The sequence below is a fragment of the Paraburkholderia lebeckiae genome (assembly GCF_014201005.1).
In the GTDB taxonomy this organism is placed as follows: domain Bacteria; phylum Pseudomonadota; class Gammaproteobacteria; order Burkholderiales; family Burkholderiaceae; genus Paraburkholderia; species Paraburkholderia tuberum.
In genome coordinates, this window is sequence record NZ_JACHDK010000007.1 from 195,706 (window position 1) to 210,664 (window position 14,959).

Annotated in this window: 12 protein-coding genes and 2 pseudogenes; 8 read left to right on the plus strand and 6 right to left on the minus strand. The window is 63.3% G+C overall.

The features are described 5' to 3' along the window. Positions 1-7: 7 nt before the first annotated feature. The 5 genes and pseudogenes from ptsG to HDG39_RS15845 all read left to right on the plus strand — a co-directional run bounded on the left by ptsG (position 8) and on the right by HDG39_RS15845 (position 7,745). Complete coding sequence (ptsG, locus tag HDG39_RS15825; protein ID WP_184006868.1) at positions 8-1,789, plus strand: PTS glucose transporter subunit IIBC; 1,782 nt, start codon at positions 8-10, stop codon at positions 1,787-1,789. Positions 1,790-1,887: 98 nt separating this feature from the next. Continuing rightward, a complete protein-coding gene (locus tag HDG39_RS15830; RefSeq protein ID WP_184006869.1) occupies positions 1,888-3,477 on the plus strand; it encodes an aspartate:alanine exchanger family transporter in 1,590 nt (529 codons plus the stop codon). A 185-nt stretch (positions 3,478-3,662) separates the two neighbouring features. Next, positions 3,663-4,969, plus strand: a pseudogene (locus HDG39_RS15835) (c-type cytochrome). After that, on the plus strand, positions 4,966-5,448 hold the full coding sequence (locus HDG39_RS15840; protein ID WP_184006870.1) for a (2Fe-2S)-binding protein: 483 nt from the start codon (positions 4,966-4,968) through the stop codon (positions 5,446-5,448). Before HDG39_RS15835 ends, HDG39_RS15840 begins: the two are co-directional and overlap by 4 nt. Further along, positions 5,445-7,745, plus strand: coding sequence for a xanthine dehydrogenase family protein molybdopterin-binding subunit (locus tag HDG39_RS15845; protein ID WP_184006871.1), 2,301 nt, complete (start codon positions 5,445-5,447; stop codon positions 7,743-7,745). Before HDG39_RS15840 ends, HDG39_RS15845 begins: the two co-directional genes overlap by 4 nt. A gap of 124 nt (positions 7,746-7,869) precedes the next feature. On the opposite strand, the gene HDG39_RS15850 is transcribed toward HDG39_RS15845, so the two are convergent. The 3 genes and pseudogenes from HDG39_RS15850 to HDG39_RS15860 form a co-directional block, all read right to left on the minus strand. Continuing rightward, positions 7,870-8,343: a carboxypeptidase regulatory-like domain-containing protein gene (locus tag HDG39_RS15850; RefSeq protein WP_184006872.1), complete on the minus strand. Its 474-nt coding sequence runs from the start codon at positions 8,341-8,343 to the stop codon at positions 7,870-7,872. A 130-nt stretch (positions 8,344-8,473) separates the two neighbouring features. Then, on the minus strand, positions 8,474-9,976 hold the full coding sequence (locus HDG39_RS15855; protein WP_184006873.1) for a Na+/H+ antiporter NhaC family protein: 1,503 nt from the start codon (positions 9,974-9,976) through the stop codon (positions 8,474-8,476). A 300-nt stretch (positions 9,977-10,276) separates the two neighbouring features. Continuing rightward, positions 10,277-10,759: pseudogene (locus HDG39_RS15860) on the minus strand (autotransporter outer membrane beta-barrel domain-containing protein). A gap of 330 nt (positions 10,760-11,089) precedes the next feature. On the opposite strand from HDG39_RS15860, the gene HDG39_RS15865 reads away from it, so the two are divergent. After that, the gene (locus HDG39_RS15865; protein ID WP_184006874.1) at positions 11,090-11,353 is read left to right on the plus strand and encodes a hypothetical protein; all 264 of its coding nucleotides are present in this window, start codon (positions 11,090-11,092) and stop codon (positions 11,351-11,353) included. Positions 11,354-11,771: 418 nt separating this feature from the next. On the opposite strand, the gene HDG39_RS15870 is transcribed toward HDG39_RS15865, so the two are convergent. Together HDG39_RS15870 and HDG39_RS15875 are read right to left on the minus strand one after the other, a co-directional pair. Beyond that, on the minus strand, positions 11,772-11,987 hold the full coding sequence (locus tag HDG39_RS15870) for a hypothetical protein (protein WP_018424494.1): 216 nt from the start codon (positions 11,985-11,987) through the stop codon (positions 11,772-11,774). Between the two features lie 62 nt (positions 11,988-12,049). Continuing rightward, on the minus strand, positions 12,050-12,289 hold the full coding sequence (locus HDG39_RS15875; protein WP_184006875.1) for a hypothetical protein: 240 nt from the start codon (positions 12,287-12,289) through the stop codon (positions 12,050-12,052). Between the two features lie 780 nt (positions 12,290-13,069). Between HDG39_RS15875 and HDG39_RS15880 the strand changes: the two genes are divergently transcribed. Continuing rightward, positions 13,070-13,243: a hypothetical protein gene (locus HDG39_RS15880; protein WP_184006876.1), complete on the plus strand. Its 174-nt coding sequence runs from the start codon at positions 13,070-13,072 to the stop codon at positions 13,241-13,243. Positions 13,244-13,424: 181 nt separating this feature from the next. Here the strand turns inward: HDG39_RS15880 and HDG39_RS15885 are convergent, their stop codons facing one another. Then, entirely contained in the window at positions 13,425-13,712 is a 288-nt protein-coding gene (locus tag HDG39_RS15885) for a hypothetical protein (RefSeq protein ID WP_084754409.1), read from the minus strand. A 529-nt stretch (positions 13,713-14,241) separates the two neighbouring features. Between HDG39_RS15885 and HDG39_RS15890 the strand changes: the two genes are divergently transcribed. Further along, a complete protein-coding gene (locus tag HDG39_RS15890; protein WP_018424492.1) occupies positions 14,242-14,526 on the plus strand; it encodes a hypothetical protein in 285 nt (94 codons plus the stop codon). Positions 14,527-14,959: the final 433 nt, after the last annotated feature.

Genomic DNA, 14,959 nt, shown 5'->3' on the forward strand with positions numbered 1-14,959 from the left:
ATCAGCCATGTTCTCGCATGCCTTCGGAGTCTTGCAGAAGATCGGCAAATCGCTGATGCTGCCCGTCGCCGTGCTCCCGGTGGCCGGCCTGCTGCTCGGTCTCGGCGCCACCGACTTTCACGGTTACGTGCCGGCCGTCGTGCTCGCGCTGATGAAGAACGCGGGCGACGTGATCTTCGGCAACCTGCCGCTGATCTTCGCGATCGGCGTCGCGCTCGGCTTCACCGAGAACGATGGCGTCTCGGGCATCGCCGCAACGATCGGATATCTGGTGATGACGGCTACGTTGGGTGTGATCGGCAAGCTCCAGGGCGTCGAAACCGACACGATCATGGGCATACCGTCGATCCAGACCGGCGTGTTCGGCGGCATCCTCGCCGGTGGTCTTGCGGCATGGATGTTCAACCGCTACTACCGGATCACGTTGCCGGCCTATCTCGGCTTCTTCGCCGGCAAGCGCTTCGTGCCGATCGTGACCGCGATCGGCTCGATCGTGCTCGGCGCGATCCTGTCTTTCGTGTGGCCGCCGATCGGCAGCGCAATCAAGGCTTTTTCGCATTGGGCGGCGGTTTCCGACCCGCGCACCGCCGCGACGGTCTACGGTTTCGTCGAACGTCTGCTGATTCCGTTCGGCCTGCATCACATCTGGAACGTGCCGTTCTTCTTCGAAATGGGCAGCTACCTCGACCCGACGACCGGCAGGACGGTTCACGGCGACATCACCCGTTTTTTCGCGGGCGACCGGACCGCGGGCATCCTCGCGGGCGCGTTCCTGTTCAAGATGTTCGGCCTGCCGGCCGCGGCGATCGCGATCTGGCATTGCGCGAAGCCGGAGAAGAAGGTGGCCGTCGGCGGCATGATGGTCTCGGCCGCGCTGACTTCTTTCCTCACCGGCATCACCGAGCCGATCGAATTCGCGTTCCTGTTCGTCGCGCCGGTGCTTTACCTGATTCACGCATGCCTCGCGGCGTCGGCGCAGTTCGTGGCGAACACACTGGGCATGCGCATGGGCTTCACGTTTTCGCAAGGCGGCATCGATTTTCTGATGTTCAACCTGATCGGCGGGAAGGCCACGCACGCGTGGTACGTTTTCATCCTTGGTCCAATTTACGCGGTGATCTATTACGGCGTGTTCCGCTTCGTCATCACGCGCTTCAACCTCAAGACACCCGGCCGCGAGGACGACGCGGCGGAAACAGCGGCGGTTGCCGCGAGCGGCGCGGGAGGACGTTCGCGCGAACTCGTGCTCGCCTTTGGCGGCCGCTCCAATATCACGAGTCTCGACGCTTGCATCACGCGGCTGCGCATCTCCGTGAAGGACCCGGCGCGCGTCGACGAGCACAAGCTCAAGGCGCTCGGTGCCGCGGGTGTGGTGCGCGTTGGCAACGGCGTGCAGGCGATCTTCGGGCCGTTGTCGGAGAACATGAAAACCGACATGCATGACTATCTGAAGACAGCGGGCGCCGAAGCGGATTTGCCGGCGGCCGGAGTGCCTGGTGTGGAAGGCGCGGCGGCGGCTCCAGCGGCTGTGGCCGCCTCGGTGCAAAACTCGCCGCAGGAAACGGAGCGCGCGGAAAAGATTCGTGCGGCGCTGGGCGGCGCGGCCAACATCAGGAAGCTCGACGCGCTGGCGGCCACGCGCTTGCGTGTCGAGCTATCGGACGCGTCGCGCATCGACGCGGCCGCATTGAAAGCGGCGGGCGTGGTCACGACGCAAGCGTTGAAGAACGGCGCACTCGATCTGATCGTGGGTCTCGGCTCGGGCAACCTCGCAGGCGCAATGCGATAGCAGCAACGAGTATCGTCAGCAACTGCCGCGCGTCGAACGCGAGGCCTGCCCGGTGGAAGCGCTCAGTCGCGTTGCTTTGTCCACCTATAGGGGGCGGCATGGAAGCAGTCAGAACTTTCCTCGAAACTCAGCCGCTGTTCGCGCTTTTTCTGACCATCGCGCTCGGTTACCTGGTCGGCGAAATCAATATCAAGGGCGTGGCTCTAGGCTCGGGGGCCGTGCTGTTCGTTGGACTGGCGCTCGGCGCGTTCGCGCCGAAATCCGCGCCGCCGGCGTTGCTGGGCACGCTCGGTCTGCTGCTGTTTCTGTATGGCATCGGCATTCAGTACGGCGCGCAGTTCTTCCGCGGACTCACGAGCCGGGAAGGCGTGAAGGCCAACGCGGCCGCATGTCTGGGCGTGATCGCTTCGGGTCTCGTGGCGTGCGCCTTCATCCATTTCGGCATCACGCTCGCCGATGCGCTCGGCATGTTCGCCGGCAGCGGCACCAGCACGGCGAGCCTGCAGGTTGCCATCGCATCGATGAAAAGCAGCAATGCCGCCGTGGCTTATAGCGTCACCTATCCGTTCGGCGTGGCCGGGCCGATCCTATTCCTCTACGTGCTGAACTCAGTCCTGAAAGCCAAAATATCGAAACCGTCTGCGAAGGTGCTGGAGACCGCGGAAATCGCGCTGCGCAATGCCAGTCTGTTCGGTCTCAAGCTGTCGGAGCTCTCGACTCGCCTGCCTGCCGGCGTAGTGATCGCGGCCGTGCGGCGCGCGCATCACAATCAGCTGCCCAGCGACGACTTCACGCTGCGCGTCGACGACGTCCTTCTTGCTACCGCCACCGAGCGCCGCCCGCTCGACGAAGCAACGGCGCTCTGCGGCGAGCTACAGCCCGGGCGTATCTCGAGTCATCGGGAAGACCTGGACTATATGCGCGTGTTCGCGTCGAGTCCGTCAGTCGTCGGCACGGCGCTCGGCAATCTGCGCTTTCCGGATGGCGTGAACTGCGCGGTCGCGCACGTGCGGCGCGGCGACGCCGATCTACTGTCGACGCCAGAGCTCGTTCTCGAAGCTGGCGACCGCGTCGGCCTGCTCGTCAGTAGCGCGCATCGCGCGAGGGTCCGCGCGTTTTTCGGCGATTCGATCAAGGGCACGGCCGACCTCAGTTTCATCTGTCTGGGCATCGGCGCGGCAGCGGGGCTGCTGGTCGGCGCGATCCCGCTGCGCGCGCCCGGTCTCGGCGCGTTCAGCCTGGGTCTCGCGGCGTTGCTACTGGTCGCGCTGTGCCTCGGCAAGGCGCGCCGCAACGGACCGTTCGTGTGGGTGATGCCGCTCTCTGCAAATCTCGTGCTGCGCAATCTCGGGCTGACGATTTTTCTCGCGCAGGTGGGCCTGTCTTGCGGACCGAAGTTCGTCGCGACCGTCGGCACCGCCGGACCGCTGCTGCTGCTTTATGGCGTGATCACGCTGCTGGTGCTGGTCGGCGTCACGGCTGTGTGCTGCCTGTGGGTCTTCAGACTGTCTTTCGATACATCGGTCGGCGTGATCTGCGGGGCGACCGGCAATCCCGCGATTCTCGCCTTCGCCAACCGCATCGCGCCGACGGATCAGCCCGACGTCATGTACGCGATGATTTTTCCGTCGATGACCATCGTCAAGGTGCTTTTCGTGCAGATCGCCATCGCGATCGCAGCCGGCTAGGCGAGACCGTTATCGCGACCTGCCGCTGTTCGCCACTGGAGCTTCCGTCCTTGTAGACGGCGGCGAACCGCGGAGCGGCGGACAGCCGCAGACTTCCGTGAATATCAGGAACGCGGCTTGCGCCACCTGGAGCCGCGCGACGTAGTCTGGAACCATGATGCGGACGGCTCGGCGATGGAGGCTAGATGAAAGGACGGGTGGCGAGTGCAGGCGTGGCCGTTGTCGTGGTTGCCCTCATGGCCGCATACGGCGGACCCACCGCGCATGCACGGGAGCCCGCGCCGAATGCCGTGACCGCACCCTTCGCGGCCGGCAGCGATACCGCGGCCGCGGCGCGCGGCGCGAAGCTCGCGGCCGTTGGCAATTGCGTCGCGTGCCACACCGCGACGGGCGGCCTGCCCCTCGCGGGCGGACTGCCACTGCAAACACCGTTTGGCGTCATTTACTCGACCAACATCACCCCGGACAACGAGACGGGTATCGGGGGCTGGTCGCTCGACGCGTTCGCGCGCGCGATGCGGCGCGGCGTGTCCAGCGACGGCCATCTGCTCTATCCCGCGTTCCCGTATCCGCACTTCACGCACATCAGCGATGCCGATATGGGCTCGCTGTATGCGTGGCTGATGAGTCGCGCTCCCGTCAAGGCGCCTGCGCCGCACAACGAGCTGATCTTCCCGCTCGGCTTCAGGCCCATCATGGCCGTGTGGAATCTTTTTTACCTGCATACCGGTACCGAACCACCACCGTCGCCGACCGAAGCGCCGGACGTCGTACGCGGGCGTTACCTGGTCGAAAGCCTCGGTCATTGCGGTGCGTGCCACACGCCGCTCAACCGCCTCGGTGCCGAGCGCCGCGACCGCGCGCTGCAAGGCGGCACGATCGACGGATGGGATGCGCCCGCGCTGACGAACCTCGCTTCACGCCCCACGCCCTGGACGCAGGCACAGCTCGTCAGCTATCTGCGCACGGGCCTCGCGAGCGCCCATGGGGCGGCGGCGGGTCCGATGCGCCCGGTCACGCGCATGCTCGCCGACGCGTCCGCCTCCGACGTAGAGGCGATTGCCGCGTATCTGCTGGCGTTGCCGTCCGGGGGCCCGGGCGTGCCGGAGCATCCGGTCGCCTCGCCCTCCGCTTCCGCCGCGCCCGTGTCCACCGCGCCCGGCGGCGGCGCGAATCTATTCTCCGCGGCCTGCGCATCGTGCCATGCCGAAGGCGCACCGATGTCGAGCGGGGACGCTCGACCGTCGCTGTCCCTTCCACGGCCGTCAACGCCGACAGCCCACGCAACATGGTCCGTATCATCCTCGATGGAATCGACTGGCACGAAAGCGATAGCGCGCCCTTCATGCCATCATTGGCCAACACATTCACGGATGCGCAGATAGCGGAGCTCGCCAACTACACGCGCGAGCGCTTCACTACCCGCGGCGCATGGCCCTCGCTCGACGCCGGCGCGGTCGCGCATTTTCGCAAGGACGGCCTGCCACGATGATCACACTCAACGTCAACGGTGTCAGTCATACGGTCGATGTCGACCCGTCAGCGCCGCTGCTCTACGTGCTGCGCAACCAGTTGCAGCTCGATGGCGCGAAGTTCGGCTGCGGTCTCGGTCAATGCGGCGCATGCACGGTCAGCGTCGGCGGCGAGCCGGTGTTCTCGTGCCTCATGCCGGTCGTGGCCGTTGGCGACCGGCCAGTGCGAACCGTCGAAGGACTTGGCAGCGCGGAACATCCGGGACCACTTCAGCAAGCCTTCATTGACGAGCAAGCCGCGCAATGCGGCTATTGCATCGCCGGCATGATCATGCGCGCGCACACGCTGCTGGAGCGAATCCCGCACCCAGGCGATGAACAGATCCGCCGCTACATGCAGCCGAACCTGTGCCGCTGCGGCACGCACATGCGCATTCTCGCGGCGATCCGGCAAGTCGCGACGGCTTCGCCGCGAACGGACGAGGGAGCGCAGTCGTGAGCGACGGCCGCCCGTTCTCCGTCGCTCACGGCATCGGCCCCGATGACCCCGCGCGGCGCCGCTTCCTCGTTGGCGGCTCGCTGATGGTGAGCTTCGCGATCGTGCCCGGCATGGCCGCGCTTGCGCAAACCACCACCGAAGCGGGCACCTTCACCGCGAGCGCCCCGAAGCTGCCGGGCAGTCTCAAGAGCACGCCGTTGCTCGATGCGTGGATCAAGGTCGGCCGTGACGGCCAGGTGAGCGTATTCACGGGCAAGGCGGAGCTTGGCACGGGCATTCGCACCGCGCTGCTGCAGGTCGCCGCGGAAGAGCTGGATCTCGCGCCTCATGCGATCGAGCTGATCACCGCCGACACCGCCGCAACGCCGAACGAAGGCTACACCGCAGGCAGTCACACGATGGCGGACAGCGGCACCGCAATCCTCAACGCCGCCGCTCAGGTGCGCGCGCTGCTGGTCGCGAGCGCGGCGTCGCAGTTGGGCGTCGACGCAGCGGCCCTGACGACGCGCGACGGCGCCGTCATTGCCGCCGACGGAAGACGCGTGAGCTATGGCGAAGCCGTGCAATACGCGGACCTCCATCAGAACGCGCAGCCCGACGCGCCGAAAAAGCCGCCATCGGCCTACGCGCTGATTGGCCATATGCTGCCGCGCGTGGATATACCGGGCAAGGTGACGGGCGGCACGAGCTACGTCCAGGACCTGCGGCCGCACGGCATGCTGCATGCCCGCGTCGTGCGGCCGCCGTCTTATGGCGCGAGCCTCGTCGCAGTCGATAGCGGGCGCGTCGAAGCGCTGCCCGGCGTCATCAAGGTCGTGCGCAACGGCAACTACCTCGCGGTGGTCGCCGACGACGAATGGCGCGCGATCCTCGCGATGCGCGAGCTTGCGCTTGCCGCGCAATGGCAGGCCGGGCCGCCGCTGCCCGATCCGGCGAACGTTCACGCGCTGCTGATGAGTCTGCCTTCGCAGGAAATCGCGGTGGCCGATCAGGGCGCAGCGACGGGCGCGGCCGCGCCTGTGGCGACGCTGCGGGCGCGCTATTCGAGGCCGTATCTGACGCATGGCTCGATTGGGCCATCGTGCGCTGTCGCGCAGCTCGACAACGATGTGATGACCGTGTGGACGCACACGCAAGGCGTCTATCCGCTGCGTGCGGGCATCGCCGAAATGCTCGCGATGCCACCCGACAAGGTGCGCTGCGTGCATGTGGAAGGTTCGGGCTGCTACGGACACAACGGCGCGGACGATGTCGCGGCCGACGCCGCCCTCGTTGCACGCGAGCTGCCTGGCCGCCCGGTGCGCGTGCAATTGATGCGCGAACAGGAACACATGTGGGAGCCGTTCGGCCCGGCCATGACGGTCGAGGCGCATGCAACGCTCGATTCGGCAGGCACGCTTGCCGACTGGCGTTACGAGCTATGGAGCAACACACATAACAACCGCATCGAGAATGCGGGGCGCCTGTTGCCCGCGCAGCTCCTTGCGCAACCGTTCACCCCCGCGCCGCCGAAGCCGATTCCGATGCCGGAAGGCGGAGGCGACCGCAACAGCATTCCGCTTTACCGCGTGCCCGGCCTGCACGTGCGGCATCACTTCGTGCCCACGATGCCGATACGCGTCTCTGCCATGCGCTCGCTCGGCGCGCACATGAACGTGTTCGCGATCGAGAGCTTCATCGACGAGCTCGCCGGAGCCGCGCACGCCGACCCCGTTGCGTTTCGCCTCAAACATCTCGATGATCCGCGCGCGCATGGCGTCATTAGCGCCGTAGTCGATCAATTCGGCTGGCGAGCCCGCAGCGCGCGAACGGGCGACTCGAGCCCGCGCTCGCACGGTACCGGCTTTGCGTTTGCCCAATACAAGAACCTGATGGCCTACCTTGCCGTCGCGATGGACGTGACGGTCATGCGCGATACCGGCGAGCTCAGCATCGAGCGTGTCGTAGCAGCCGTCGATTGCGGACAGATCGTGAATCCGGACGGCGTGCGCAATCAGATCGAAGGCGGCATTTTGCAAACCACGAGCTGGACGCTTTATGAAGAAACGCATTTCGACCCGCAACGCATCACGAGCTATGACTGGAGCACTTATCCGATCATGCGCTTCTCGTCCGTACCGAAACGCGTGGACGTGCTATTGATCGACCGGCCGGGCCTGCCATTTCTCGGGGTCGGAGAAGCGGCGCAAGGCCCGGCCGCCGCGGCGCTCGCGAATGCGATCGACGACGCGACCGGTGTGCGGATCCGCGACTTGCCCTTGCTCGGGACGAAGGGGAAGAACGTGCTCAAGGCATGAGGCTTTCGTTCCGCAAAAGTACAGATACTGGCGTGTAAAAGCCAAATAAGCCTATGGCTGGGTCCTGGCCCGTCGTCAAACGAAGGCGACGCGCGCGACCTGCGGCGCGGCGTCGGGACTGCGCTCAGTGGGTGGACGGAAACGCGAACGTCGCACGCGCGCTGCCATTGCCGCGGACGTTCACGGTCTCCCTTCTGGTCACGCTGCCGTAAGTGGCGTTGACCGTATAGCGCCCTTGAGGCAGCCGCACGAGCATGTAGGGCCCCTTCGACGTGGCCTCGAACACGGTCGCGCCGCCAGCTTTGGCAATCTTCACCTGGACGTCGGCCACATAGCTCGCCCCGGGACCGGTGAACTGCAGAGACAACGGCCACTGCCTTCGTGCCTGCCGCAGCGCAGTCGACTCGTCGCGACCGACTCCGCCGGTCACGAACGATATGTCGCCCTGCTGCTGCGTCTCGGGCATGCCGGTCCTATGGATCTCGCTGGCGCTCTGCGGAGCAGCCGTCTGCGACTCTGCGACGCCTGCCTGAACCAGTGTGAACGCCGCGGCGAGCATCATGGACGCGATCCGGGGAGCGTTTCGTTGCATTTTCATCTTGACTGCTCCTTACAGTATTGCCGACGGTTCGTCGGACGGAAGAATGCTTGCAATAGGTTGGAAACGCAATGCGCGCCGGGTATCGGCCACGAGCGAGGGTGCCTCACGACTCGAGTAAGCATACCCGTCAATTCTGCTTGGTGTCTTCATGGACCGGAGTTGGGGGGCCGCCTGCCGTTGAGGTCTCGGCTTGGGCAGGGGGGACGCGTGGCATGCGGATACCCGCGTAGGCGATCGCCACCGTCAGCAACGGACTTACCACGCAAAATACGGCATAGGGTGCATAGCTGAGTGTCGGCACGCCAAGGGTCACTGCCATAAACGCGCCGCAACTGTTCCAGGGGATCAGCGCGCCTGTGGTCGTGGCCGAATCACCAACGGAACGCGATAATACGATGGGCGCGTAGCCGCGTGCCGCGAATGCACTCCTGAACATCCGGGCCGGCAGCACGGCTGCGATGAACTGGTCTGCCGTAACGATGTTCGTCGCGATGGTCGCCAGGACCAGGGAACCGACCAGCGCCCCGCCGCTCCTGGCCCAATCGACTACCGGGGCAATGAGGCGCTCTATCGCACCGCACTTCTCGACCACCCCTCCGAATGCCAGTGCCGTGATGATCAGCCAGATAGTATTCAACATGCTGTCCATACCGCCGCGAGTGAGGAGCGTATCAAGCACTGGATTTCCAGTCGTGGACTTGTAGCCGCTCCCAAGCGCAAGCCATACGCCTTTGAGCATCGCAATCGGGATCGGCACGCCCTCTCGCGCGGAGGCAAATGCGAGCACTCGCGCTGGCTCGACGAAAACTGCAACCACGCCACCCGCCAATGCGCCAAGAAAGATGGTGGTAAAGGGCGGAAGCCGGAACAGCGTCAGCACGACGACAAGAACGAGCGGCAGGAACAGCACGGGCGATATGTAGAATGCGCTCTGCATTGCAGCAACCTCCGCGCTCGCATCGAAGGCGCCCGGGCGGCCAAGCAGATAAAACACGGCCAGCGTGATGACAATCGCGACGAGTGATGTCAGCAGCGTCTCGCGCACGTGTTGATACAGATCGACACCCGCGGCAGCGGCCGCAAGATTCGCGGTGTCCGAGAGCGGTGAAGACTTGTCGCCGAAATAAGCGCCGGAAATCACCGCACCGGCCGTTATGGCGGGGCTCAGGCCCATGCTGTGCGCAATGCCCATCAGGCCGATTCCGATCGTACCCGCGACAGTCCACGAGGTCCCAATGGCAAACGAGATCACCGCGCAGACTCCAGCCGCCGTGACGTAAAAGTAGTCCGGGCTCAGCAATCTCAACCCGTAATAGACCATGGCGACGATCGTGCCGCAGAGCGCCCACGTGCCGATCAGCGCGCCGACTGCGAACAGGATGAGAATCGCGCCGATACCGGAACTGACACTTGCATTCGCGGCCTCGCCCAGCGAAGCGAGCGAATGACCGCGACGCCAACCGACAAATACGGCCAGCATGGTCGCCACGACGAGTGCCACCTGGTTCGGCCCGTTCGCACCACCATCGCCGAACAGGTAGAAGGACAGACTGACGAGAAAGACGAGGCCAGCGATCGGTATCAGTGCTTCGAGCATCGTGACCGGCTGGGGTGACTCGCTCCGCTTCATCGCCACGCTCCGTTCGTTTGCTGGGTAGTCCAAACGTTGCCATCCAGACCGCCCGGTAGCCGGTGAGTCATCGAAACATGCGCGAACGGCTGCTTTGATTCGATGTCACGGCGCAGGCGCGCGGCCCCCCGCCCCTGCGACGCGGCGATGGCAGCTCCGGGGGGCTCGCCCGTTGCTTTAAGCATAGGAAAGAATCGTTGCTGCGTGAAGAATCGCAGGATTCGTGCCGAACATCCCGCCTGCGGTTACAGGCTGCCGTATCTACTCTCGCTCAGCGCGAGACCTGCAGTGAACGGCTGCTCACCAGGCGTAGCGAAAACCGACGTCGCCCCAGACGCCCTTTTGGCTGCCACTGACCGAATCGTTGATCGAGAACTGATAGCCGAACTGTCCATACAGGCTCATACGTGTGTTGAGCTTCGCCGTCACGCCTGCGGCGAAGTCCATACGCGTGAACTGCTGTCCGAGTGGCACCTGCTCGGCGCCGGAGTATGTCGTCGCTGCCTGAGCCCCCAGTCCCGCCAGAGATTGGTGCGCACACGGCTGCCATACGTCTCCGCCGGCGCGTTAGATGGTCCACTGACCACGCAGCCCGAGCCGCCCGGTCACGCCTGACGTGGAGCCGGGGTCGACCGGACCTAGCCCGTCATTGGCTTCGTTCAACCCGACGTGCTGCCAGATAACCTGCATCTGAGGTTCGAGCACGAAGCCCGGTCCAAGCGGCAAGGGGAACGGATAGCCAGCTTCCAGCGAAGTGGTGAACCCCGAACCGGAGACGGGCAACCGGGTGGCCGGTTTTAATGGCGCGATTCATTTGGCATAAAGCGGCCTGATTGAGTTAATCGGCCGTCCCGCGAATTTGAACGGCGGCGCATCCGCGTTCGCGGCAAGGAACTCCCGTGATCGTTGACATGACCCAAGCCGTCACGAAAACACGTACCAGAACGTAAATCGGGCAAGTAATTATTAAGTCGATTAACTTCTTGGGGCTTCGCATTCCGACCTTCTCGCGGGCGGCAACAGCGCACGCTTATTGTTTGCCACTTCCTCCGGGCATGCGTCGTGCTGCACTAGGTCAGACATAGAAAAGCAGTTCCCGAACCGGAGACGATCATGAAGTGGATAATGGCAGGAATCAGCGCAATTTCCATCATCGCTAGCGCTTGCGCATTTGCGCAGACCAATACCGGCAAAGCTGCGCCAGCAAACCGTGATACTGAAAACGCGCAGCCGGGTGCCGCTGGCCAGAGCATGGGCCGTGCTGCGGACGCCGGCAATAGCAAGCCCGCCAGTGGCACATTGATGCAGAAGCGTGAGCACGCGATGTCGCCTCAAGGCGCGTCAAACTCGAACGCAACTGGCGCAATGAAACAATAATGGCGACGCGAGAGTCCCACGGCGGCGACTGACACCTTGCTTCTTCCCGCTTCAGCTTTCACGGCTGAGCGAGGAAGTGCGACGTCCCGAACCGCGGACTAAATCGTCAGTTTGGAAAGACCCGCGCAAATCCACAATGACGTGCGAGGGGCCATCGAGGCTGATCGCGTGGATGGAGCAGCACGAGCCGAATTGGCACTCGAGGCGCACACCCTTCCTGTTGCGACGATGCTGCGGATTTGCTTCATGCAGTCGTGGTCGGTCTGTGAGGACCGGCGATGGAATAGGCGCGTCCCGGCAGGTGTAAAACCACGAGCAGAGACGACGCGCAGCAGATTCTGGAAGCAGTAGCCAGGGATTTGCAGACTTCGCGGACCAGGGAATCCCTCTCTCGTCGCGTCCCCAGGTCAGACGTCTGTCACCCGAAACGCGCGTGCAGCCAGTCCTGCGCCCAGTTCTTCGCGTAGGCTATCGCGTCCTCGCGTGCGTCGAAGCCTGCCAGATCGCCACTCGAATGAATCTCGTACCCGGTGCCGTCGGCACGGCTGCCGCTGATGCGTGCGTGGGCCATGTACTCGCCGTCGGCCCGCCGGGGGGTCGGGTCGATAACGATCAGGGTGGAATTGAAGCGCATGGTATTCCTTTGGGGTTATCGCTCGATTGCGACTGTCTCAGAGGAGCGTCGAAAAGCGCGACCTAGGTGCTCAGCATGGCCATGATTTGTCCGGCCTCGCGATCCGATTCGCAGCTTGCCATGCCGCGTTCGCATAGAAGCGTACGAATCGACATGAACATCAGAAACGCGCCCGCATCGATCTCGTGACGGCGGTCATGGATGAGGCTATCCAGTTCGCCCTGTGCGCCGGGCGGCAGAAACCGATCGACGATGTCAGCACCGTTGCACCGAATCCATTTCAGCAGGTCATTTCTTTCCATACCAAACTCCAATGTTTGCAACGGCTCTGAGCAACCATCAGCGGATGAAGTTCGAGCCTGCGGTAGAGACGGGAACCGGTCGTGATCGGTACCTTTGAGGCCGTCTCATTGTGTAGCGGAAAAGACGGAGCGTAGTGACGTGTGCCACTGCGTCCGCTGCCCTTCAGGAGGTCGGCCACGTTTCGGTTCTGGGTGAAAGCGTATCTACGATTCCGTCGGGCACGCAGCTTAAGGACGCGAGGAACGGTCGCAGGTAGAGTGACGATTTCATGCTACGCCCATTGATGGATTTGTACAGAAAAACTCGTGCTTCAGGCGCCGTCAGAGAAGCACAGGGAACATGCAAGTCAACCCGGCACTTACGTACCGCAGCGCCGGTAGGCGGCGGCGATCCGAAGATCCACATCGGACTGCCTCTCTTCTCAGGCTCATCATGTGGCGACGCAGAGCGCGCCTCCGACATGCGCGGCAAGCAGTCTCGACGTCAACAATTCAACGACGGCGGAACGAAGCGCGCGAAACTGCATTGCAGCCCCGTTCGCCCGTTTTGGCAGAAATCGATTCACCCTTTCGTCAGGTCATAAGGAGTGTCAGCGTTACCCGACCGCCCGCGAGGAGACCGATGCGGTGTTGGCGCCTCTGGCTAGAGGCGGACGCATCCGCGACCACGCGATTGCCGAGCGTGACATGCAACGGCTATCCGGACCGACTTCATTTCGGGGGTACGTGTTCGACGCGGAACAGCTGGGAGCGCGTGGCCCGATTGGGCGACGAGACGGCGTGAGCCAGCGACGCCAATTGCTGCTCGACTTGCAGGTCTGCGGTACGTTTTTGCAACCGGCCACATCGAATCTTCGGGGATGGGCAAATCGCGAATCGTTCGGGAAGGTGATCGCCGGCGAGCGTCCCGAGCAGCACGTCGATTGCAGCCCTGTCCCGCTGTTCCGGCAATGAGGTATGCTCACCGCCGGGTAAAGGGTCCGTTGCGCAGCGGAATGCTGCCATGCCGGTCGCCAAAAAGCTGGAGGTGCTGGCCGCCTTTTATGTGGGTGCGACGATCAGATCGGCCATCAGGTAGGCAGCAATTCGTCGCACGATCGAGCACATCGACAGATGCTGCCCGTCAGCGGCGTTTTCATATGTCGATGACCGAAGCGCCGCTCACCTTTCCGTCGACGATGTCCTTCCCCTGCTGCCGGGCGGCTCGCCTTGCCGTACCGAAGTCAGAGAATGTATGCGTTTGGTTCAGCCTGAAGACCCGGCTTGCGGAGGGAATTGCTGTCGCCGCCGGACGACATATCCGTACTGCAATTTCATAACCTTCCGCGTAACGGGAATGTCCGTCAAAGCGACTGAATGTGCGGGGAAAGACAAGGGGATGAAGTTCGTACCCCTTGTAGAGAAAAAACGGGTGTGTCGACATGTTGGTCACTCCACGGGGTATGACTCACTATACGCTGGAACGGGTTACATCGGGCGGCGCAGCGACTGTTACCAGAATTGTATTGACCGATGGTACTGTCGCGCGTACCTTGAAAGTTAAGGTCGGCAAAGGGGGCACTGCCCGGATTGCCATAGCGTTTACCTAGATGGCCGGGCGACGGCTGTCTGCCTAGTTCCACCTCCACGCTTACGTTGAAACTCTCCAAGAACGCCACGATCAACAGCGTCTGCTTGCCACGCGCGATGAGGCTGGCCAAGGATACGGGAGCGACCCACTTCGTGAGTTCGGGACAGTGCGGTGCCCGATCGGACAAACGTGAGCGGAATGCCGGGTGAGGGAACGCTTGCGGATGTTAAGCACGAAGCTCGGGTATTCGCGTACCGGACAGCTAGCCAGGAAACGTCGTTCCGGTCGCCTCGTCGGTGTGGCTCGGGGGCGTATCTCCTTCGGCCAAACCTGCACAACGATCAAAAACGTGCTGCTTGCTGCGGCCAAAAGGAGTGACCTGATGACAACCGTCCGCCATTATCGAGGTCTCGATATTTCCCTACTCGTGTATCCGCATCGCACGACTCAACCGGGATATGGTCACAATTACGAGGAAGGATTCGATGCGTCGATTCGCATCAGCGACCCGGATTCCATGACGGACAACCCGCGAAGTCGCTTATTCCGTGTGCCCGGCAAAAGGCCCTTCGTGAATGCCGGCGACGCAAGGCGCGCGTCGGTGGCCTACGCCGAAATGCTGATTGATACTGACGGCTTTGATCGCACCATCCTGGAATCCCCCTGAGTGCTAAAGCCAGAACCCGAGTCTATGCAGAAGGTACCCGTGTTCGCGCGCGCCAGGGGCACGCCATCAACAATGTGCATGATAAAGAAGTTGACCTTCTGATCGTCAGTCGCCACATGCTCGGCAGGCTATGCCAATGCGACCGCATTGCTGCCAGTTCCGGTCATCGCCTCCTCAGGCGTCGAACACGAAGTAGATACCGTCATGTCCGAAGGGAAGCCTTGTCCATTCCATCTCGGCCGCATAGTGACCGATGGGTGATTGCCGTCCGCCCGCGCCTGCGTTCACACTTCGACCTGGTCTGAAAGCTCATGAGCGTCGTAGACTTCGATGCCGTGTATAGAATGCCGAAGACGTCGATAGAGAAAATCCAGAAGTTCGCACTGAGCGCCCAGCTCAAAACGGAAAGTAACCGATCGATCGCGCGCCTTAT